The sequence below is a fragment of the Mesorhizobium sp. M0854 genome (assembly GCF_040319815.1).
In the GTDB taxonomy this organism is placed as follows: domain Bacteria; phylum Pseudomonadota; class Alphaproteobacteria; order Rhizobiales; family Rhizobiaceae; genus Mesorhizobium.
The window spans coordinates 174,010-195,159 of record NZ_JAMYOL010000007.1 but is presented as its reverse complement, the minus strand read 5'-3'; the positions used below and the strand labels follow the sequence as shown (position 1 = coordinate 195,159).

Annotated in this window: 22 protein-coding genes; 10 read left to right on the top strand and 12 right to left on the bottom strand. The window is 63.7% G+C overall.

Annotated elements, in window-relative coordinates:
* Positions 1 to 72 precede the first annotated feature (72 nt).
* The gene (purE, locus tag NKH99_RS14425; RefSeq protein ID WP_353014435.1) at positions 73 to 570 is read left to right on the top strand and encodes a 5-(carboxyamino)imidazole ribonucleotide mutase; all 498 of its coding nucleotides are present in this window, start codon (positions 73 to 75) and stop codon (positions 568 to 570) included.
* Positions 567 to 1,643, top strand: coding sequence for a 5-(carboxyamino)imidazole ribonucleotide synthase (locus NKH99_RS14420; protein ID WP_353014434.1), 1,077 nt, complete (start codon positions 567 to 569; stop codon positions 1,641 to 1,643). The genes purE and NKH99_RS14420 overlap by 4 nt, the downstream gene beginning before the upstream one ends.
* A gap of 92 nt (positions 1,644 to 1,735) precedes the next feature.
* Here the strand turns inward: NKH99_RS14420 and NKH99_RS14415 are convergent, their stop codons facing one another.
* Positions 1,736 to 2,158: a lysozyme inhibitor LprI family protein gene (locus tag NKH99_RS14415; protein ID WP_353014433.1), complete on the bottom strand. Its 423-nt coding sequence runs from the start codon at positions 2,156 to 2,158 to the stop codon at positions 1,736 to 1,738.
* Positions 2,159 to 2,383: 225 nt separating this feature from the next.
* On the opposite strand from NKH99_RS14415, the gene ykgO reads away from it, so the two are divergent.
* Together ykgO and NKH99_RS14405 are read left to right on the top strand one after the other, a co-directional pair.
* Entirely contained in the window at positions 2,384 to 2,509 is a 126-nt protein-coding gene (gene ykgO / locus NKH99_RS14410; RefSeq protein ID WP_006327841.1) for a type B 50S ribosomal protein L36, read from the top strand.
* A gap of 94 nt (positions 2,510 to 2,603) precedes the next feature.
* Positions 2,604 to 3,203, top strand: a complete 600-nt coding sequence (locus tag NKH99_RS14405) for a tetratricopeptide repeat protein (RefSeq protein WP_352489294.1) — start codon at positions 2,604 to 2,606, stop codon at positions 3,201 to 3,203.
* Positions 3,204 to 3,321: 118 nt separating this feature from the next.
* Here the strand turns inward: NKH99_RS14405 and NKH99_RS14400 are convergent, their stop codons facing one another.
* From NKH99_RS14400 to NKH99_RS14390, 3 genes are all read right to left on the bottom strand, one after another.
* A complete protein-coding gene (locus NKH99_RS14400; RefSeq protein ID WP_353014432.1) occupies positions 3,322 to 4,404 on the bottom strand; it encodes an NAD(P)H-dependent flavin oxidoreductase in 1,083 nt (360 codons plus the stop codon).
* A gap of 212 nt (positions 4,405 to 4,616) precedes the next feature.
* Complete coding sequence (pyk, locus tag NKH99_RS14395) at positions 4,617 to 6,047, bottom strand: pyruvate kinase (RefSeq protein ID WP_352454861.1); 1,431 nt, start codon at positions 6,045 to 6,047, stop codon at positions 4,617 to 4,619.
* Complete coding sequence (locus NKH99_RS14390; protein ID WP_352471303.1) at positions 6,044 to 6,490, bottom strand: DUF1036 domain-containing protein; 447 nt, start codon at positions 6,488 to 6,490, stop codon at positions 6,044 to 6,046. The genes pyk and NKH99_RS14390 overlap by 4 nt, the downstream gene beginning before the upstream one ends.
* A 286-nt stretch (positions 6,491 to 6,776) precedes the next feature.
* Here NKH99_RS14390 and NKH99_RS14385 point away from each other — a divergent pair, with 286 nt between their 5' ends.
* From NKH99_RS14385 to NKH99_RS14370, 4 genes are all read left to right on the top strand, one after another.
* Positions 6,777 to 7,574, top strand: a complete 798-nt coding sequence (locus tag NKH99_RS14385; RefSeq protein WP_353014431.1) for an N-formylglutamate amidohydrolase — start codon at positions 6,777 to 6,779, stop codon at positions 7,572 to 7,574.
* A gap of 26 nt (positions 7,575 to 7,600) precedes the next feature.
* Complete coding sequence (locus NKH99_RS14380; RefSeq protein WP_352471171.1) at positions 7,601 to 7,909, top strand: DUF1244 domain-containing protein; 309 nt, start codon at positions 7,601 to 7,603, stop codon at positions 7,907 to 7,909.
* Positions 7,910 to 7,919: 10 nt separating this feature from the next.
* Positions 7,920 to 8,381, top strand: a complete 462-nt coding sequence (locus NKH99_RS14375) for a cupin domain-containing protein (RefSeq protein ID WP_352768285.1) — start codon at positions 7,920 to 7,922, stop codon at positions 8,379 to 8,381.
* A 146-nt stretch (positions 8,382 to 8,527) separates the two neighbouring features.
* Positions 8,528 to 9,709, top strand: a complete 1,182-nt coding sequence (locus NKH99_RS14370) for an MFS transporter (protein WP_352613448.1) — start codon at positions 8,528 to 8,530, stop codon at positions 9,707 to 9,709.
* Here the strand turns inward: NKH99_RS14370 and NKH99_RS14365 are convergent.
* Positions 9,667 to 10,578 (bottom strand): LysR family transcriptional regulator, encoded by a 912-nt coding sequence (locus NKH99_RS14365; RefSeq protein WP_353014430.1) that lies wholly within the window; start codon positions 10,576 to 10,578, stop codon positions 9,667 to 9,669. The genes NKH99_RS14370 and NKH99_RS14365 overlap by 43 nt on opposite strands.
* Positions 10,579 to 10,671: 93 nt before the next feature.
* Here NKH99_RS14365 and NKH99_RS14360 point away from each other — a divergent pair, with 93 nt between their 5' ends.
* Positions 10,672 to 11,631 (top strand): SDR family oxidoreductase, encoded by a 960-nt coding sequence (locus tag NKH99_RS14360; RefSeq protein ID WP_352613444.1) that lies wholly within the window; start codon positions 10,672 to 10,674, stop codon positions 11,629 to 11,631.
* A 66-nt stretch (positions 11,632 to 11,697) separates the two neighbouring features.
* Here NKH99_RS14360 and NKH99_RS14355 read toward each other — a convergent pair whose 3' ends face one another.
* From NKH99_RS14355 to NKH99_RS14325, 7 genes are all read right to left on the bottom strand, one after another.
* Complete coding sequence (locus tag NKH99_RS14355; protein ID WP_023678456.1) at positions 11,698 to 11,856, bottom strand: DUF3309 family protein; 159 nt, start codon at positions 11,854 to 11,856, stop codon at positions 11,698 to 11,700.
* Positions 11,857 to 11,954: 98 nt separating this feature from the next.
* Positions 11,955 to 15,131, bottom strand: coding sequence for an efflux RND transporter permease subunit (locus NKH99_RS14350; protein ID WP_352613442.1), 3,177 nt, complete (start codon positions 15,129 to 15,131; stop codon positions 11,955 to 11,957).
* A 2-nt stretch (positions 15,132 to 15,133) separates the two neighbouring features.
* Positions 15,134 to 16,345 (bottom strand): efflux RND transporter periplasmic adaptor subunit, encoded by a 1,212-nt coding sequence (locus tag NKH99_RS14345; protein WP_353014429.1) that lies wholly within the window; start codon positions 16,343 to 16,345, stop codon positions 15,134 to 15,136.
* A 122-nt stretch (positions 16,346 to 16,467) separates the two neighbouring features.
* Positions 16,468 to 16,611, bottom strand: coding sequence for a hypothetical protein (locus NKH99_RS14340; protein WP_352452504.1), 144 nt, complete (start codon positions 16,609 to 16,611; stop codon positions 16,468 to 16,470).
* 16 nt (positions 16,612 to 16,627) lie between these two features.
* Positions 16,628 to 17,758, bottom strand: coding sequence for a patatin-like phospholipase family protein (locus tag NKH99_RS14335; RefSeq protein WP_353014448.1), 1,131 nt, complete (start codon positions 17,756 to 17,758; stop codon positions 16,628 to 16,630).
* Between the two features lie 26 nt (positions 17,759 to 17,784).
* A complete protein-coding gene (locus tag NKH99_RS14330) occupies positions 17,785 to 18,567 on the bottom strand; it encodes a 3-hydroxybutyrate dehydrogenase (protein ID WP_352489286.1) in 783 nt (260 codons plus the stop codon).
* 201 nt (positions 18,568 to 18,768) lie between these two features.
* A complete protein-coding gene (locus NKH99_RS14325; protein ID WP_352767643.1) occupies positions 18,769 to 19,857 on the bottom strand; it encodes a citrate synthase/methylcitrate synthase in 1,089 nt (362 codons plus the stop codon).
* Positions 19,858 to 19,949: 92 nt separating this feature from the next.
* Here NKH99_RS14325 and NKH99_RS14320 point away from each other — a divergent pair, with 92 nt between their 5' ends.
* Positions 19,950 to 21,098 (top strand): citrate/2-methylcitrate synthase, encoded by a 1,149-nt coding sequence (locus tag NKH99_RS14320; protein WP_353014428.1) that lies wholly within the window; start codon positions 19,950 to 19,952, stop codon positions 21,096 to 21,098.
* The last annotated feature ends 52 nt before the right edge of the window (positions 21,099 to 21,150 follow it).

Genomic DNA, 21,150 nt, shown 5'->3' with positions numbered 1-21,150 from the left:
CCGTTTCCGGCCATCCTTGCGGCTCCCCTCGATTTCAGCTAATGCGCGCTTTTGCCGCCGGAGAGCTGAAGCTTGGACGATCACCGCGCCGACGTCGCCATCATCATGGGCAGCCAGTCCGACTGGGCGACGATGCGCCACGCCGCCGAAACGCTTGAGGCGCTTGGAATTCCGCACAAGCGCCTGATCGTCTCGGCCCACCGCACGCCCGACCGGCTCTATGATTTCGCCAAGGGCGCCAAGGCGGCCGGCTACAAGGTGATCATCGCCGGTGCCGGCGGTGCGGCGCATCTGCCCGGCATGACGGCGGCGATGACGCCGCTGCCGGTGTTCGGCGTGCCGGTGGAATCAAAGACGCTGTTGGGCCAGGACTCGCTGCTATCAATCGTGCAGATGCCGGCCGGCATTCCGGTCGGCACTTTGGCCATCGGCAAGGCCGGCGCCGCCAACGCTGCCCTTCTGGCCGCCGCGGTGCTGGCGCTGAGCGACGAAAAGCTCGCCGCCCGGCTGGATAGCTGGCGCGCCGCGCAGACCGCCAAGGTGGCCGCCGAGCCCACGGACGCGCCGTGAGCCTGCCGGCGGGATCGAGCATCGGCATCATCGGCGGCGGCCAGCTTGGCCGCATGCTGGCGATGGCCGCGGCCCGCCTCGGCTACCGCATCGTCGTGCTGGAGCCGCAGCCGGATTGCCCGGCGGCACAGGTCGCCAACCGGCAGATCGTCGCCGCCTATGACGACGCGGCCGCGCTTAGCGAGCTGGCTGCGGCCAGTGCCGTCGTTACTTATGAATTCGAGAACGTACCGGTCGCGGCCGCCGCGGCACTTGCCTCTACGGTGCCGGTCTATCCGCCGGCACGCGCACTGGAAGTGGCGCAGGACCGGCTGGCGGAAAAGAAATTCCTCAACGGCATCGGCATACCGACCGCGGATTTCAGCCCCGTCGACAATGACGAGGAACTGACGGCTGCGCTGAAACAGTTCAACGGCAGCGGAATATTGAAGACGCGCCGCATGGGCTATGACGGCAAGGGCCAGCGTGTCTTCCGCAACATGGAAACAGGCGGCTTTGCCGGCACTTGCGAGGCGATGGGCAATGTGCCGTTGATCCTGGAATCCTTCGTCACCTTCGAGCGCGAGATTTCGGTGATCGCCGCGCGCGGCAGCGACGGCTTGCTCGCCGCCTACGATCCAGCGTGGAATGTCCATCGCAACGGTATTCTTCACAGCTCGACGCTGCCGGGCGGAGTAAAATCCGAGACGGCGGCTGCGGCTCAAACGGCGGCGGCAGAGATCCTTGCAGCGCTCGACTATGTCGGCGTCATCGGCGTCGAATTCTTTGTCCTTGCCGACGGTTCGCTGTTGGCCAACGAGATAGCGCCGCGCGTCCACAATTCCGGCCACTGGACGGAGGCCGCCTGCACCATCTCGCAATTCGAGCAGCACATCCGCGCCGTCGCCGGCCTGCCGCTGGGAAATCCCGCCCGGCAGTTCGACTGCGTCATGGAAAACCTGATCGGCGACGATGTCAGGCGCGTTCCTGAGCTGCTCGCCGAGCCCGATCTGATGCTGCACCTCTATGGCAAGGCCGAGGCGCGGCCCGGCCGCAAGATGGGCCATTTTACGCGCGTGAGCCGCCGCAGCTAGAGCATGATCCCGAACCGAAGGTCCGCGCTAGCGAAAAGTGGAATCCGGTTTTCGGAAAAGATCATGCTCAAACACAAAGTTAGAACCTACGCTTACTGGATTTCGCCGCTCTCGTCCTCGTCGGGGCTGGCGCAGCTAACATCGCCTTCCGCGCAGGTCGAATCGGCGGTGAGCTGCTTGGTGCGATCGTCGGTCAGCCGCGTCAGGCATTCCGATATCAGCATCGGATAGATAGAGCCGCCTTCGCTGTCCGCGGCCGAATAGCTGCATTCCGCGTCGCGAAAAGCGATCCAGGCGCGCTGCGCCGTCTGCAACAGCTTCCTGGCTTTTGCGTCAGTTCCGCCGATGAGATCCTGGTAGGCCTTGTTGAGCTTGGCGTCGGCGGATTTGTAGTCCGCGTCGGCGCAGATGTTCATCATCTGCTGGCTGTCGTCGTTGCGGTGGCATTCCTGCGCATAGGCAACAGAACCTGCCGCGAGGACGACAAGACAGGCGGACACAAGAATTCGGCGCATGACGATCTCCAATTCGCAACCGCATCATTCCAGCCGTCTCAAGCCTGCGCAACGCCAGTGACGGATATTTGATGATACGAAACGGTCCGTATCGTTTAGGCAACGCGCTTGCGGTTGACACGGGCAACGCTCCTCGTCTATGAGCCACGCACAGTTCAAAGGCGCGTCTGTGGGCGCGCCTTAATAATTCGGCCCGTGACCGGGCCCAGACCGACGGGCAAGACCATGAAAATCAAGAATTCGCTCAAGGCGTTGAAGGCGCGTCACCGCGACAACCAGCTGGTTCGTCGCAAGGGCCGCGTCTACATCATCAACAAGACCGCGCCGCGCTACAAGGCGCGCCAGGGTTGAGTTTTCGACGGAGGCTGCGCGCCTCCGTTCGCATGATACGACTCTCACGCTAAATTCAGTTTGACGATCCGGCGTCGGGGGCTAGATTCCCGCGATGCGGATTCTTTTTGCATTTTTCACGGCCTTCCTCGTTTCCGGCGCTGTCTCGCTGCCGGCGTGGGCTGAAGATCCGACCACAACTCCGCCGGCAGCACCTCCGGTCGTCAAGACGAAACAGGCGCGGCTCGATCAGCTGTTTGCCGATCTCAAGCGCGAACGCAATGAAAAGGCGGCCGAGCGCATCGCCGGACGGATCGGCAGCGAGTGGTCCCAGTCGGGCAGCGCCTCTATCGACCTGATGATGCAATGGTCGCAGAAGGCGATCGAAAACCAGAAATTCGATGTTGCACTCGATTTCCTCGATCAGGTTGTGACTTTGCAGCCGACCTATGCGGAAGGCTGGAACCGGCGCGCCACTGTTCATTTCATGATGAAGAACTACGGGAAGTCGATGGCGGACATCGACCGCACCCTGCAGCTCGAACCACGCCATTTCGGCGCGCTTTCGGGCCTGGCTCAGATCATGGCCGAAACCGGCCACAAGCAGTCGGCACTTGAGGCCTGGCAGCGCGTGCTCGGCATCTACCCAATGATGCGCAGCGCCCAGGACCAGGTCGCCGCACTTTCCGAGGAGCTTGCCGGCGAAGGCATTTGAGACCAGTAAGGGAGTAGGGGAGTAAGGGACTATGTGAGAGGTGCAGATTGCACTGTGGAACACATGCGCCCTACTCCCCTACTCCCCTACTCCCCTACTCCCCTACTCCCCTACTCCCCTACTCCCCTACTCCCCTATAGGCCCGATCTATGCCGTTTGCTTCTGTGACGAGTTTCTCCACAAGGGCGGCGGCCGGCATCTCCCGCAGCTTCGCAACGCCCTGCCCGGCCCAAGTGGGCAAGAAGTCAGCCCGCTTGCTTTCATCCTTTGCCATCGAAAGCGGCATGACCAGACTCGCCTGCAGCGGAAACGCCAACACTGCATCTTCCTCACCAGCCATTTCCATCACAAACCGGTTGCGCACCACGCGAGCTGGGCGGCCAGTGAAGCAGCGAGTCACCGACGTGCTCTCGTCGTTGGCCGAGCGCAATGCTGCGCGATAGACTGGCTGCACATTGGCTTCAGGACAGGCCAGGAAAGCCGTGCCGATCTGCACGCCAGATGCACCAAGTGCAAAGCTGGCAGCAATGCCGCGACCGTCGAAGATACCGCCGGCGGCAATTACAGGCACCCGCACGGCATCAACAATCTGCGGTACGAGTGCCATAGTGCCGGCTGTGCCGATAGCAGGGTCGCCAGTGAATGTGCCGCGATGCCCACCCGCCTCGTATCCCTGGGCGATAATGGCGTCCACCCCTCCTGCCTCAAGCTGGCGCGCTTCCGAGACGGTGGTGGCCGAACACAAGACAGTACAGCCGGCCGCCTTCAACTGCTGCACAATTGCGGTGTCGGGTAGACCGAAGTGGAAGCTGACCACCTTGGGGCGCAGCTCGAGCACAATTTCGAGACGCTCACGATCGAAGGTGGGGAAGGGCTCGCCCGGCTCGGGCACCGGTCCGAGGCCGACCTCCTCATAGCAGCCGCGAAGGCGGTCTCGCATACTTTGGGCTGCCGCATCATCGTGTATCGGCGCCGGGTGCGCAAAGAAGTTGACGTTGATCGGACGATTGGTGGCGTGCTGTGTCGCCGTGAGCTGCTCGCGGATAGCCGCCGCAGGCAGAATGCCGCATCCGAGCGAGCCAAGCGCCCCGGCATTGCTGACTGTCGCCGCCAGTTCCGGCGTGGTGATGCCGCTCATCGGCGCCTGGATTATCGGGTGCTCAATGCCGAGGAGTTCCAGAAGATCAGTGCGCATCCACATTGGATCACCCTCCTCTTTCTCCCAGGAGAGATTACCTTAACTGACTTCCAGCTCAAGTCGGATAGGGCCTTCGAACCGCTTCACGGCCGGTCACAGGCTGATGCAAGCTGGCGGAGTTCGGCGTTGATCGCAGCCCAACTGCCGTCAATGCACCGGGCCGCCGCGTTTACGACGCGCCATGCAGCCGGCCTATCCGGCAGCCGCGGCCGACATTAGCGGCCGACTTCCGATCCGACATAGGCGATGCGCAGCATGTTGGTCGAGCCCGGCGTCCTCAGCGGCACGCCGGCCGTGATGATGACGCGGTCGCCCGGCTTGCCGAAACCTTCATCGAACGCGATGCGGCAGGCGCGGTCGACCATGTCGTCGAGGTCGCTGGCGTCGGGGGAAACGACACAATGCGTGCCCCACAACAGCGACAGCCGCCGCGCCGTGTTGAGGATCGGCGACAGCGCCACGATCGGCACTTGCGGCCGCTCGCGCGCGGCGCGCAAGCCGGTCGTGCCGGACGCGGTATAGGTGATGATCGCCGACAGCTTCAGCGTCTCGGCTATTTCGCGGGCGGCGAGCGAGATCGCGTCGGCTCCGGTCGCTTCCGGTTCCGAGCGCTGCGCGTTGATGATGCCGGCATAGGTCGGGTCGGTTTCGACCTTGGTGGCGATCCGGTTCATCATCGCCACCGCCTCGACCGGATAGGCGCCGGCGGCGGACTCCGCCGAAAGCATGATCGCGTCGGCGCCTTCAAACACGGCGATCGACACGTCCGACACCTCGGCCCGCGTCGGCACCGGCGCGGTGATCATCGATTCCAGCATCTGCGTGGCGACCACCACCGGCTTGCCGGCACGGCGCGCGGCGCGGGTGATCTGCTTCTGAATGCCAGGCACGGCTTCGAGAGGCATCTCGACGCCGAGATCGCCGCGGGCGACCATCAGCGCATCCGAAAGCTCGATGATCTCGGCCAGCCGGGCGACGGCCTGCGGCTTTTCGATCTTGGCCATGATCAGCGCCCGGCCGCGTGCGATCTTGCGCGCTTCGGCCAGGTCCTCGGGCCGCTGCACGAAGGACAGCGCCACCCAGTCGACGCCGGTCGCCAGAACCGCGTCGAGATCCCGGCGGTCCTTTTCCGTCAGCGCGCCGACCGGCAGGTCGGTGTCGGGCAGGCTGACGCCCTTCTTGTCGGAAATGGTGGTGCCGGCGACGACGGTGCAGACGATCGCCTTGCCGTTGCTGCTGACCGCCTTGAGCTCGAGCTTGCCGTCGTCGATCAGCAGGCGATGACCAGCCTCGACCGAACGCAGGATTTCGGGATGCGGCAGGTAGACCCTCGTCGAATTGCCGGGCTCGGGATTGTCGTCGAGCGTGAAGGTCTGACCGACGGTCAGCACCTCTTTGCCGTTGGCGAACTTGCCGACGCGCAGCTTTGGCCCTTGCAGGTCGGCGAGAACGCCGATCGGCCGGCCGACCGCCTCCTCGACGGCACGAATGCGGCCGACAAGCGTCCGCATCAATTCATGGTCGGTGTGGCTCATATTAATGCGGAACACGTCGGCGCCGGCTTCGAACAGCTTCTTCAGCATCTCCTCGGACGAGGAGGCCGGACCGATGGTGGCGAGGATCTTGACCTTGCGGCTGCGTCTCATTGACTGTTTGTTCCCGGGGCGGCTGGAGCGCCATCCGTTGCGGGCTCGTCAGTCAGCTGGACCATCCAGCTTGCCTGCTCGCCCGTGTCATATTCCTGGAATCCGGCGCGCTGAAAGCCCCGGGCGACGCAATCGGTAACGCCGGCGATCTTGAACTCTTTTTCGGCCACGCACATGTTGATCGGGCCATCCCAGCGTCCGCCGCGCTCGGCGTCTTCTGCATAAAGATAGTAAAACCTTGATGACAACGGTCCCTCGATCAGCGTCTTGCAGCTCGATCCTTCGATGTGCCACCAGCCTTCGGTGATCCAGCCGGCTTTGGCGCGATAGCCGATGCCGACACCGACCAGGTTCTGCGTGGCGTTGCAGACCCGGAAATCGGCCCGTGCCGGCGAGGCCGAAATCACCGCGAAAAGAGCCATGGCCGGTATCAGGAGCGGCATGGCCAAGGCGTGGCGCACACGCAGCCTGCCGGCGAAACCCATCCTGAAACCCCTCAAGAACCACATTTGCATCTCTCAACGCCCCTTTTCGGAAAAGTCCGTACGCATGTCAACGCGCCGATCTGTCCAATTCCAATCGATTTAGAAGGCTCTGGCGCGCTTGCCGTCGCCCCTGCTCAGTTTTTTGGCAGAAACCGTGGCCAAACAACGGCATTGCGCAAGCGTTCTCTTCGTGGAATGACGATACCACCCTCCCCGAAAGCCAGCGAACAGACCTTTCCCGCCAATGACCCGATCCACAGTTTTCGCGCCTTTCGATATCGTCGAAGGCGATCGCAAGCGCGGCATGGTGCTTCTGGCCGATCACGCCCGCCGCGACCTGCCGGAGGAGTATGGCAGTCTCGGCCTGCCGGCGGCGGAGTTCGACCGCCACATCGCCTACGACATCGGCGTCGAGACTGTAACCCGCGAACTCGCAAGTCAGCTCGGCGTTCCGGCGGTGCTTGCCAATTTTTCGCGACTGCTGATCGACCCCAATCGCGGCGAAGACGATCCAACGCTGATTCGCCAGCTCTATGACGGCACCGTCATCCCGGGAAATTATCCCATGGCCCCGGAGGAGCGCGAAAGACGGCTGGATCGCTTTTACCGCCCCTATCATGATGCCGTCGGCGCCATGATCGCCTCTGTGGCGCGAGCATCCGCGCAGGCACCCTTCATCTTTTCGGTGCATTCCTTCACACCGACCATGCAGGGCTTCGTGCGGCCGTGGCACGTCGGCATATTGTGGGATCTGGACGACCGCGTTGCGCGGCCGCTGATCGACATGCTCGCCGAGGACAAGAGCCTCATCGTCGGCGACAACGAACCCTATGACGGCGCACTGCGCGGCGATACCATGTTCAGGCACGCCATCGTCAACGGCTTTGCCCATGCGTTGCTCGAGGTCCGCCAGGACCTGATCGCCGACCGCAAGGGTGCCCTCGCCTGGGCCGAACGGCTGGCGCCGATCGTTGACGCGATAGACCGACGTGCCGATATACATGCGGTGAAAATATTCGGCTCGCGCACCGGGCCGGTATGATGAGGCCCAAGGGAGGCCAACATGACATGACCGAACTCAGCGAAGAACAAAAGCGCGATTTCGAAGCCGCTGCCTTCCGCCGGCTGGTCGCGCATCTGCGCGAGCATTCCGACGTGCAGAACATCGACCTGATGAACCTCGCTGGCTTCTGCCGCAACTGCCTGTCCAACTGGTACCGCGATGCGGCGCAAGCCGAAGGTGTCGAACTCAGCAAGGAACAGTCGCGCGAGATCATCTACGGCATGCCCTATGCCGAGTGGCAGGCACTGAACCAGGTCGAAGCCTCCGACGCCAAGAAGGCCGAGTTCGAGGCAAGGCGCCCTAGGGATCACTAGGGAGGACGCCGTGCCTAAGATTGACGTTGCCGACGTGCCCGGACGCAAGGGCTCATCCTATCCACCGCCGTTCGATGCACCCTGTGCCGAACGCGTGCGCCAGCGGCTAGGCAACGCAGGCGGGCTCACCGACTTCGGCATCAATCTCATGCGCCTGCCGCCGGGCAACTGGTCGAGCCAGCGCCACTGGCATTCGCACGAAGACGAATTCGTCTACGTGCTTGAAGGCGAGCTGACGCTCGTCGAAGATGCCGGCGAGACGGTGCTGCGCGCCGGTGATTGCGCGGCCTTTCCGAAAGGATCAGGCAACGGCCATCACATGATCAATAAATCGGGCGGGATGGCGATCTATCTCGAAGTCGGTTCGCGCTGGCCCGACGACGTCGCCACCTGCTCCGACATCGACATGATGAGCACCAACGCTGACGGCCGGTTTGTGCACAAGGATGGCGCACCTTATCCCGAGCCGTAGGGATTTCGGAGTGGACCGCCGAGATGGTTGGCCGATGCGAGAGGACGTAGCGTCTGGTCCAAGCACTTTCGGCGAAGAGCGCTTGACTGTGAATTGAATCGATCTAATTTGCCGCGCAACGCCATTTCCGGACCGGATTCTACCCGATGGACGCGCAGAAAATCACGCAGATCGCGATTCGTGGACGCTGGGCAGTGGCCGGCATCTTCCTCGCCAACGGCTTCTTGACCGGCAGTTGGGCGCCGCAGATCCCGGTGTTCCTGACGCGACTCGACATTTCGAAGTTCACGCTCGGCTTGCTGATTCTGTTGTTCGGTGCCGGCGCCGTCACTGCCATGACCTGGTGCGGCCATCTGATCTCGAAGCATGGCTCGCGCACGGTGCTGCGCTGGTTCGGACTTGCCGGCAGCTTCGGCCTTTTGGTTGTGGCTCTGGCCCCCAACGTGCCCCTTGCAGCCATCGCCATGTTCATCTTCGGCGGTTCGATCGGCGGCATGGACGTCGCCATGAATGCCAATGCAGTGGCAGTCGAACGGCGGCTGTCCCGTGCCATCATGTCGTCCTCGCACGGCTTCTGGAGCCTTGGCGGTTTCGCCGGCGGCGCTTTAGGCGGTTTCGCCATCCAGAACTACGGTCACCTCGCCCATGCGACAGTGGTGACGGCCCTTGCCTTTGCCGTAATCGCCGTAGCGATCCGCTACCTGATCGCCGAGGACAAGCACCCGGTCGCCGAGCACCACAAATTCGCGTTGCCGGCAAATCCGCTGGTCTATCTGGTCGGACTTATGGCGCTGCTGACGATGATCTCCGAAGGAGCGGTACTCGACTGGGCAGCGCTGTATCTCCGGCAGGAACTCGGCGCCGATCTTGCCGTCGCAGGCCTGGCCTATGCCGCCTTTTCCGGTGTCATGGCCGTCATGCGCTTCCTCGGCGATGGCGTCCGCAACCGTTTCGGTGCCGTTACGACGTTGCGCGCCTCGGCCCTTGCCGCTGCTGCCGGCATGCTGGTGGCCGGGCTGGCTCCCTCGCCTTGGCTGGCCATTGCCGCCTTTGCCTTTTGCGGCCTCGGCATTGCCAACATGGTGCCGATCATCTTTTCGGCCGGCGGCAACCAGGAGGGCATGGCGTCCGGCACCGGCATGAGCGTCGTCACCACAATGGGTTACTCAGGCATTCTGGTGGCGCCGTCGGCGATCGGCTTCATCGCCGAGCACTCGAGCTTCGGCCCGATCTTCGTCGCTCTGTCCGGGCTGCTGGTCGTCGTGCTGGTGATGGCCGGCCTCGCTCACCGTGCCGAATTCGCTGCTGAGCCTGCACCGGCTGAATAGCGCTTGAACTCTTCGTAGAGGAAATCCGCGACGCGGCGGATGCGGACGCTGGTACGCACGTCGCGGTGCATGGCCAGCCACACCGGCAGCGTCGGCAGCGGGAGACCCGGCAGCACTGTCTCGACCAGCGGATCACGGTCGGCGAGCGGCTCCTGGCCAAAGCCGATGCCGTTTCCCGCCCGCACTGCTTCCCACAGCACGATCTGATTATCGGTCCTGAAGCGGAAGGCATTGCGGGCGAGCGGGACGCCGAACTGGGCGAAGCCGCGAATGATCTCGTCGCTGCGGTCGAAGCCGACCAGATCGTGGCCGGCCAGATCGCGGGCCTCGCGCGGACGGCCACGCCGGTCGAGGTAGGATTTTGCCGCGCAGGCGCGGAGCGGAATGTCGGTCACCTTGCGCGCGACCAATTCATTCTGCGCCGGCTTGACCATGCGGATGGCGATATCGGCGTCGCGACGCAGCAGATTCTCGACCTGGTTCGAGGCGACGATCTCGACCTCGATGCCCGGCTCCTCGGTCCCAAGCCTCGCTGTGATTTCCGGCAGCACATAGGCCGCCACCACTTCGCTGGCGGCAATGCGCACCGTACCCTCGATCGCCTCGACCGATCCCAGCGCCAGCAGCGAAAAGGCGCTCGCCTGCTCGCTCACCGCGCGACCCCGTTCAAAGAGCGTGCTGCCTGCTTCCGTGAGCGCATAGCCACGCCGCCCGCGCCGGAACAGGGTGACGCCGAGCGCCTGTTCCAGCTCGGCGATGTGGCGGCCGAGCGTCGGCTGGCTTGCGGCAAGTTTTCGTGCGGCCGCCGACAGGCTGCCGGTCTCCGCCACCGTGACGAAACTCTTGATCAGGTTCCAGTCAATATCCATTTAAAATTGAATATCACATCGCCAGTCGTAGTCAATTTCCATTCGTTTGCGGAGAGACAATATTGGGGTCGTAACGCAACACGGAGACGAACCATGACCACGATCGCAATTCTCGGCGCCAATGGCCGCCTCGGCCGCACGGTGGCCAAGGCCTTCATCGATGCCGGCTACGATGTCCGTGCCATCACCCGCAGCGGCAAGGTGCCGGCCGAGCTCAAAGGCGCCACGGCGATCGCCGGCGACGCGCTCGACCGTGCTGCGCTGATCCGCGCGACCGAAGGCGTCGATATCATTTTCAACGGTCTCAACCCGCTCTACACCGACTGGAGCAAATGCCTGCCGATGGCCGAGAATGTGATGGCTGCCTGCCGGGCGAACGGCGCGCTGCATCTCTTCCCGGGCACCGTCTACAATTACGGCTCGCAGATGCCGGCGGTGATCGCCGAAGACACGCCGTTTCGCCCGACGACGGAAAAGGGCCGTATCCGCGTCGCCATGGAAGATCTGTTTCGCCGCGAGGCCGACGCGGGTCTGGTGCGCACGATCCTGCTGCGCGCTGGTGATTTCTTCGGCGGCACCGGCAGCGGATCGTGGTTCGATCTGGTTGTTGCCGCCAAGATGACCAAGGGCGTCTATACCGCCCCAGGGCCGGTCGATCTCGTGCATGAATGGGCCTATCTGCCCGACCTGGCCAAGGCCTTCGTCGGGCTGGCTGACAATCTCGACAAGCTCGGCTTCTACGAGGCGCTGAACTTTCCCGGCCATGCGGTGACCGATCTGGACATCAAGGCGGCCGCGGAGAAGGCGCTCGGACGCACGCTGAAACTGACGTCGATGCCGTGGTGGGTGCTGCGTGCCGGCGGCCCGTTCGTGGCGATGTGGCGCGAGATCGTTTCGATGTCCTATCTCCGCTTCGAGCCGCACCGGCTGGTTTCAGGCAGGCTGGAAAGCGTCATCGGTACGATCCCGCACACGCCGCTGGAAAATGCGGTGTCGGAAGCGCTCGAGGATATCGGCATCGCCACGATCAAGACGACGCAAAAAGCTGCCTGACAACAAACCAAAAAAAGGCGGATGGCCTCACGGTCATCCGCCGCTGGTCGGGGAGGAAGGTTGCGCTCAGATCCGGCCCATCAACAGCAGCACCAGGACAACGATCAGGATGACGCCGACGATGCCGGATGGTCCGTAACCCCAGGACCGGGAATGCGGCCACGCCGGAACCGCGCCGATCAGAATAAGAATAAGGATAATGATGAGAATGGTGCTGATCGTCATCAGAAAATCCTCGCTTTGAGGTTGCAATGACGGAACAATGCAGAAGGCCGCCCATTGTTCCCGGGCGGCCTTGCTTGATCAGGACGGCGAGCCGGACTCTATTCGGCGGCCTTCGGGAAGGCGATCGCCGGTTCGGCGCCCAGATCGGCGTCCAGGCCTTTCGACGGGATTTCGGCCTTGCGACGCCCGAACAGGCGGCTGAACCAGCCCCGACGCGCACCGGGTTTGACCTTGGCGCGAGTGAACACCATCAGCATCGACGGCGTCACCACCAGCGTCAGCACGGTGGCGAAGGACAGGCCGAAGACGATCGCCGAGGACAGCGAAATCCACCATTGCGTCGACGGCGCGTTGATCGTCGTCTCGTGATGGAAGATTTCGAGGCCGAGGCCGAAAGCAATCGGCAGCACGCCGAGGATCGCCGACACCGCCGTCAGCACCACCGGACGGGCACGTTCGCGGCAGGTCTGCAGAACGGCTTCGTATTTGTCCCAGCCCTCTTCGCGCAACCGGTCATAGGTGTCGATCAGCACGATGTTGTTGTTCACCACCACTCCGGCCAGCGCGATGACACCGATGCCCGACATGACGATGCCGAATGCCTCTCCCGTCAGCAGCAGCCCGAGGAACACGCCGATCGTCGCCATGACCACGCAGGACAGCACCAGCCAGACGCTGGTGAACTTGTTGAACTGCGCCAGAAGCACGATGAAGATCAGGAAGATCGCCGCACCGAAGGCTTTGCTGAGGAAGGCACCAGCCTCTGCGCTGTCCTCATTCGAACCGGCAAGCTTCCAGCGAATGCCGCTGCTGAGGTTCATGTCGGCGACAGCTTTGGTGACCTCCTGCTGGACGGCAGCCACCTGGGCGCCGGCAGCGACGTTGGCCTGGACGACGACCGTTCGCGCACCGTCGATGCGGTTGAGGATACCGACCGTCGGCTCCGGCTTGCGCACGACGAAGTTCGAGATCGGCACCGAGCCTTGCGCGGTCTGCACCCTGAGTTCGTCGAGCGTCGACAGCGTGCGCCGATCTTCGGGCAGGCGCAGTCTGATGTCGACCGCATCGTCGGCGCCGGCGGGCCGGTACTCGCTGAGCTTCAGCCCGTTGGTCACCAATTGCACGACCGTCCCGACCGCGGTCGGGCTGATGCCGTACTGCGCCGCCTTGGCGCGATCGACCTCGAGCGCCCAGTCGACGCCGGGCGGCGCCAGACCGTCGGAAATATCGATGACGCCGGGCACCTTGGCAATGCGCGCGGCGACGGCGCGGGCCTTGTCGTCAAGGCCCTTCGGATCGACGGCCGAAAGCCTGATCTGGATCGGCTTGCCGGTAGGCGGGCCGGCTTCCGGCACGCGAACCTCGACGTCGACACCGGGAATGCCGGCCATAACGCCGCGCAGTTCGTCCAGGATTGAATTCGCCGATTTACGCTCGCGCCAGTCGACGAATTCGTACTGGATCACGCCAACCACGTCTTCCGGAACATCCTGGCCGCCGCCCTGCGTCTTGCCGACACGGGTATAGACAGACTTCACGCCCGGCCAACCGAGCAGCCGATTTTCCGCGGTCTTGGTGGCCGCGTCCATTTCTGCGAGCGAAAGATTGCCGCGGGCGTGGACATAGAGCAGGCCGTAGTCAGGCTCGACATTCGGGAAGAATTCGACGCCGGCGCCGAATTTCGAATAGGCGTAGCCGACGCCGAACAACAGCGCCACAGTGAGGACAAGCACGGTGATGGGATAATGCACCGCCTGCTTGACCACGGCCATGTACCAGCCGTCGCGATTGTCGTCGGGGTGATGAGCCGGCGCCTTGGCAAATATCGCGCCCAGCGTCGGCGCGAAGACCAGCGCATAGAGCATCGAGGCCGAGAGCGTCACGATCAGCGTGATCGGCATGTATTTCATGAAGTCGCCGATGATGCCCGGCCAGAACAACAGCGGCGAGAAGGCGGCAATGCGCGTCATCGTCGCCGCGATGACCGGGCCGGCCATGCGCTTGGCGGCAAGCGCGAACGCTTGCTCCTTCGGCATGCCCTCGCTCATGCGGCGCTCGGCGAATTCGGTGACGATGATGGCGTCGTCGACCAGCATGCCGACCGCCAGGATGAGGCTGAACAGCACGATCATGTTGATCGTGTAGCCCATCATTGCCAGCAACAGGATGCCGATCAGGAAGGACGAGGGGATGGCCAATCCGATCAGCAGCGAGGCACGGCCAGACAGCGCGTAGAGAATGACGATGAACACCAGGATCACGGCGATCATCACGTGGTTCTGCAGGTCGCCGAGCAACTGGTTCACGAAGACCGACTTGTCTTGCGTGTAGGTGACGTGCATGCCCTCCGGCATCGTCTTGATAAAGGCGTCGGACACCTCCCTGACCTTGCCAATCGTATCGATCAGGTTGGAGCCGATGCGCTTCTTCACCTCGATGGCGATCGCCGGCTTGCCGTCGAGGCGGGTGACCGTCTCGGCGTCCTTGAATGTGGAGCGGATGGTGGCAATGTCCTTGGCCTGCACCACCGCATTGGGGCCGGCGACGACCGGAAGCGCCGCCACATCCTCTGGTGTCTCGATAAGCGAGGGCACCTTGACCGCGTATTTGCCCTCGGATCCTTCGATGTTGCCGGCGGCGACAAGACTGTTGGAAGCGCCGACCGCACCGATCAACTGGTCGAGCTGCAGCCCGTAGGAAGACAGCTTCATCGGATCGATGACCACTTCGACGAGGTCGTCGCGCGCGCCCTGCAATGAGCCCTCGAGCACGCCCGGCACTTCCTCGATGCGGTCGCGCAGTTCGCGCGCCGCCGCCGTCAGCACACGCTCGGGCACCTCGCCCGACAGCGTCACGACCAGGACGGGAAACTCGGAGATGTTGACCTCGGAGACCACGGGCTCCTCAGCCGCTTGCGGCAGGTCGGCCTTGCCGTCCTGCACCTTGCTGCGCGTGTCCTGCAGCGCCGTGGCGAGATCCGTCTGTGGCTGGAATTCGACCAGCACGTAACCGCCGCCCTGGAAGGCGGCCGAGCGCATCTCCTTGAGGCCTTTCAGGCTCTTCAGCTTGGCTTCCATCGGCCGCAGCAGGAGGCGCTCGGAGTCTTCCGGCGAGATGCCCTGGTAGATCAGACTGACATACATCATCGGAATCGGAACGTCGGGTTCCGCTTCCTTCGGCGTCGACTGGTAAGCGACCGCACCGGCAAGGATGAGAAAGACCAGGACCGAAATGGTCAGCCGGGCATTGCTGATTGCAAGTTTGACGATGTCCATGATTACTGCGTCCCGGCCGTCGCTTCGCCCAACAGCTTTTGAATGGTCGCCTGGTCGGCTTCGACCGGCTTGACCACTTCGCCTTCCTTCACCAGCTCCTGGCCGGCGACGATGATGCGGGCGTCGGCCGGAATGCCGCCGAGCACCAGGCCGGTCGGCGTGTCGTCGACCAGGTCGATCGGAAAGAACACGACCTCGTCGTCCTTGTCGACGGCGCGAATGCCGAGATCGCCCTTGTCGCCGAGCGTCACCACCGAGCGCGGCAGCATGACGGCGTCGGTCGGCTGGGCGCTGAGCGCAATTTCTGCCGTCATGCCGGCCGGTACGGAACCATCGGCGTTGGGGATGGCGACTTCGACGCGGAAGGTACGGGTAGCCGAAGATGCATCGCGGCTGATGTAGCGCACCGTGCCCTCGACATTCTGGCCGCTGACCAGACGCACATCGGCCTTGTCGCCGATCTTCAGATAGCCGAGATCGCGTTCGCTGACTTCGCCGCGGGCGATCACCGGATCGAGCTTCAGAATGGTCGCCACTTCGCCGCCCTGCATGACGGAACTGCCAAGCTCCACCGGCACCCGGTCGATGACGCCGTCGAAGGGCGCCTTCACCTCGTTGCGGTCGAGCTCGGCTTGCACGGCCTCCAGTTGCGACTTGGCCAGCGTCAGGTTGGAGCGGGCCGTGTCGAGCTGCAGCTTGGGCAGGTTGCCGGTTTTCATCAGCCGCAGGGCAGCTGCCAGCTCTGCCTCACGTTGCACGACAAGCTGCTTGGCGTTGTCGACCGCCGAGATTTTTTCCTCGGCGGCAAGCATCAGGATCAGGTCGCCGGTCTTGACGTGCTGACCCTGCTTGACCGGCAGCTTGTCGATGACGCCGGCGACGCGTGTCGCCAGGACGGCGCGCTTGTCGGCTTCGGTCAGTCCGGAAATGCGGATAGCGCGTGCATAGGTGCGCCGCGGCGGGGTTATGATCGCGACCGTGCGTAACGGCGCCTTGGGCTGTTCCGCCTCGGCAGTCCCCGGCTTGGCAGCCCCCTGTTTACCAGTTTGGGGCTTGCCTGCGTCGGCTGCCTTGGGCTGCTCGACCTCTCCTGCCTTGGGCTTGTTGTCGGCGGACGCGCTGCCGACGGACGAGAACTCGCCTGTCGCCATCCAGCCAGCGAACCCGATGAGCACAACAATGGCTGCAAGCTTGTGAAACCTGAATTTCGGCATCGTCATTTTTTCCAGTGCGCGGGGTTCGGCCAGGCCGCATCTTCTACTTGGGGCGCGTCGCCGATATGGGTGCGCGCGAGGCCGTATTCAAATTGCCGTGATCGGCGAAGCGCGCTTCTACCTCAAAGTTGCATCGCAATATAGTCAGAAAAGTTGATGGATTGTTGCTTTGTCCGCAAAGATGCGGCCGCAGCATCGGCTGTTGATTGCCAAAACAGCGGCATGGCAGCAAGTGTCAGGATGATTGGACAGATTGCGAATGCCATCTGCTTTGCGAAGCAGCTAGGCCGGACGGCGGGCGGCCTCGGGCTGCTTGCGCGCCGCAAGAAATTCCTTTACCCGCCGGCCCGGCGCCGGCCCGCGCACCGGCTTCAAGCCATCGTCGAGTTCGCCGGACAGATCGATCGTCGGCCGCTTGCCGACGGCGTCATAATTTTCTTCCAGCCAATCACTGGCTGCGGTGCGGCCGAGGTCGCGCAGATAGACAAGGAACGCCCATTCGGCATTGACCTTGGACGATGCCGACAGATCCTTGAACGCTTCGTCGGCATCGATGCGGTGCATGCGGATGTCGCGATATTCGCCGTGCGGCAATCGGCCGGCGGCGATCAGTTCCTTGACGAAGGCGATCGAGCGGAATTCGCGCAACAGCCCGGCATTGAAGGTGATCTCGTCGATGCGGTTCTGGATCTCATTGGCGCTCTTCGGCGTTCCCTCGCGGACCACCGGATTGATCTGCACCAAAAGCACGTCCTCGGTGGCCGCCGTCTTGAAGAACGGGAACAATGCCGGGTTGCCGCCATAACCGCCATCCCAATAGGGCACGCCCTTGATCTCGACGGCACGGAACAATTGCGGCAAGCAGGCCGACGCCATCACCGTGTCGAGGTCGATCTCGCCGTCCGAGAAGACCCGCAACTGGCCGGTCTCGACATTGGTAGCGGAAATGAACAGTTCAATCGACTTGCAGGCGCGCACATTGTCGAAATCGATCTCACGTTCGACCACGTCGCGCAGCGGATTGATGGCGAGCGGATTGGCGACATAGGGCGAAAATACCCGAGACATCGTATCGAACAGGAAATAGCCGGGCGTGTTCTCGATCGACCAATTGCCCCAGGCGACGTCCCAAGGCATGCGCTGCACCGGGCTGAAGCGGCCCTTTGCCGCCACCGCACGCCAGAAATCGTCGAGCTTCCGCCGCGCGCCGTCGACACCGCCGCGGACAAAGCCGTCGGCCAGCGCCACGGCATTCATGGCGCCGGCGCTGGTGCCCGAAACCGCCGTTATGTCGAGGCGCCCGTCCTCGAGCAGCCGATCGAGCACGCCCCAGGAAAACGCCCCGTGCGAGCCGCCGCCTTGCAGCGCGACATTGATCTTCTTTGGCTCTTCCGCCTTGCCGTTTTTCGGCATGGCGTGGCCCTTGACCGCTGGAAGCCTCACTGAGCGGTCCAGCCGCCGTCGACAGAGATGTGCGTGCCGTTGATCTGCGCCGCCGCATCCGAGCATAGGAACACCGCGGCCGCCGCAACCTGCTCGACGGTGACGAACTCCTTGGTAGGCTGCCTGTCGAGCATGACCTCACGGACCACCGTCTCGCGGTCCATCTTGTTGGCCTTCATCTGGTCGGGGATCTGCGCCTCGACCAGCGGCGTCAGCACATAGCCCGGACAAATGGCATTACAGGTGATCTTGTCGCGCGCCAGCTCCAGGGCGACAGTCTTGGTCAAGCCCATAATGCCATGCTTGGCCGAGACATAGGCCGACTTGAACGGCGAGGCGACAAGGCCGTGGGCCGAGGCGACGTTGACGATCCGGCCGCCACCGGCCTGTTTCATCAACGGGATGGCGGCTGCGATGGTGTGGAAGGCCGATGACAGGTTGATGGCTATGATCGCATCCCATTTCTCGATCGGGAAGCTTTCGACCGGTGCGACATGCTGGATGCCGGCGTTGTTGACCAGGATGTCGACCGAGCCGAATGCCTCGGCTGCCTTCGCCACCAAAGCCCGGCACTCGGCCGGCTTCGACATGTCGGCCTTGACGTAGACGGTCTTCACCTCGTGGTGCTTCGCAATCGCGTCGGCGATGGCGTGATCGTCGGCGGTGTCGGAAAAGGAATTGACGACGACGTTGCAGCCTTCGGCCGCGAGCGCGTGGGCAATGGCCAGGCCGATGCCCGAGGTGGAACCGGTGACGATGGCGGTTTTTCTGGCGGTCAAGGCGGCTTTATTCCTTTCGAGGCGGGCTCCCGTGGAACCATGCTGCACTGCAACATATAGGCTCTCTGTCACCCAAGAACAGCGGATGTGTGGAGCAATGACATGAAATTTTTGTCATGTAGACCTCTCTCGTCCCGACGAGAGAGGTGTTCGGCACCGGCTGTTGCGACCGGTTTTCGCAAGTATGCGAGGGAAAAATCCTCAGGCGACGAGGTCCGGCACCGGCCCGATATAGCGCGACTGCGGCCGGATCAGCCGTCCGCTCGTCTGCTGCTCGCGCGCATGGGCAATCCAGCCGGCGACGCGCCCGGCAGCAAAGACGTCGGTGAACGCCTCTTTCGGAAAGCCCGCCGCTTCCAGCAGAAGTGCTGTGAAGAACTCGACATTGGTCTGGAGCGAGCGCGACGGCTTGGCGATGCGGAGCACTTCGAGCGCCGCTTGCTCCACGCTTTCGGCAAACGCCAGCCGGTGGCCGCTTTCGCCCCTGGCGCCGAGCTGGCGCACCACCGCTTTCAGCACGTCGGCACGCGGATCGCGCACGCGATAGATGCGATGGCCGAAGCCCATGATGCGGCGGCCGCGCGCGATCTCGCCACGCAGCCAGCCGGCGGCGTCGCCATGCGCCTCGATCGCATCCAGCATCTCAATCACCGGACCTGGCGCGCCGCCATGCAGCGGCCCCTTGAGCGCTCCGAGCCCGGCCAGCACCGCCGAAGTAAGCCCGGCCTGCGTCGAAGAGACCACGCGCGCGGCGAAGGTCGATGCGTTGAGGCCATGGTCGCAAACCGTCACGAGATAGGCATCGAGCGCCTTCGCCAATTTAGGCGAGGCCGCAATGCCGGTCAGCATCCGCAGCATGTCGGCGGCATGATCGGCCTTGCTATCGGGCGCAATCGGGCGTTCGCCGCGCTGCAAGCGCAGCAAGGCCGGCGTCAGCACGGCAGGTGCCGCAACCAGCCGCAGCGCGTCCGACAATTTGTCACCATCCGGCAGCAGGGCAATACCGGCGCGCATCGCGCTGTAGATATCGACGGATGTGAGAAACGGCAGCAAGGGTTTGATCTGCTCGAACACTTCGCTGCGCGCCCGACCGATCGCGTTCGCCAGCTCCCTGCCGTCGGGAAGATCGTCGAAAAAGCCGTCGAACAGCAGATGAACCACCTCGGCGTATTTCCAGCGACCTGCCAGTTCGGGCAACGAATGGCCCCGGATGGTCAGGCGGCCACCAAGACCGTCGACATCGGAGAGCACCGTTTCCGCCGCCACAACATCATCGAGCCCATTCGCCATCGGTTTTCTCCTTGACCCTTTCCGGGTGGTAAATAAGGGTTGGTGACTGGACCATCAATCTTGATCAATGGAATCAATATGACAAGGCTGACATGACGGAGTGGCTGACGCGGGACGAAGCCCTGAAGCGTCTCAAGGTGCGAGCCCAGACCCTCTATGCCTATGTCAGCCGCGGGCGCATCGGCGTGCGGCCGGACCGGGCGGATCCACGCCGCAGCCAGTATCGCGCCGACGACATCGCGGCGCTGGCGAGCCGCCGGGCTCGTGGCCGAAATCCGCAGGCAATCGCCGAAAGTGCAATTGCCTGGGGTGAGCCGGCGATCGCCACCACGATCTCGACCGTTTTGCATGGCCGCCTTGTCTATCGCGGCCAGGATGCGGTTGCTCTCTGCGAGGCTGCCACGCTGGAGCAGACGGCAAACCTGCTTTGGGCATCTGACGTACCAGTGTCGTTCGTCTCGGCGAGCCGCCATGGCAACGGCGCAACTGGCCGGCCGGCTGCCTTCGCGGAATTGGCCGCGTTGGCGGCCAACGGCCGGCCTTCGCTCGGCCGAAGATCGGCTTCGCTCAACCACGATGCGGCCGGCGCCATCGCCGCTTTGGCCCAGGCGCTCGGCGCGATTCCCGGAACTGGTGCCGTGCACGAAAGGCTGGCGCGGGGATGGTCGCTCGATGCGGCCGGTGCAGACTTGATCCGCCGCTCACTGGTGCTGTTGGCCGATCACGAATTGAACGCATCGACCTTCGCCGCACGGGTCGCCGCGTCCACCGGCGCACCTGTTTCGGCCTGCCTGCTTGCCGGCCTCGCCACGCTCTCTGGGCCGCGTCATGGCGGCGCCGCGGAGGCGGTCATGATGCTGGCGGAAGATGCGCAGAGATTGGGGCCGGATGCGGCTGTCGGACGCTGGCTCGGTCACGACAGGCCGCTGCCCGGATTTGGCCATCCGCTTTATCCCGACGGCGATCCGCGTGCGGAACCGTTGCTGGCCGCGATAGATGTCGATGATGGGCTGTTACGGCTTTGCAATGCGGCCTTTGCGGCAACGGGCATGCGCCCGAACGTCGATTTCGCTTTGGCCGCGCTGACGCGCGGTCTCCGTTTGCCGTCCGATGCGCCGTTCCGCCTGTTCGCGCTCGGCCGCAGCGTCGGCTGGGCCGCGCATGCCGTGGAGCAGGTGACAAGCAACGGCCTGATCCGGCCACGCGCCCGCTACCAGGGGCCGCTGCCGGAGCAGCTCTAGCCGCGCTGTTTGCGAAGTCTCAGCGGCACCTGAGCGAAGGTTCGACGCGGCG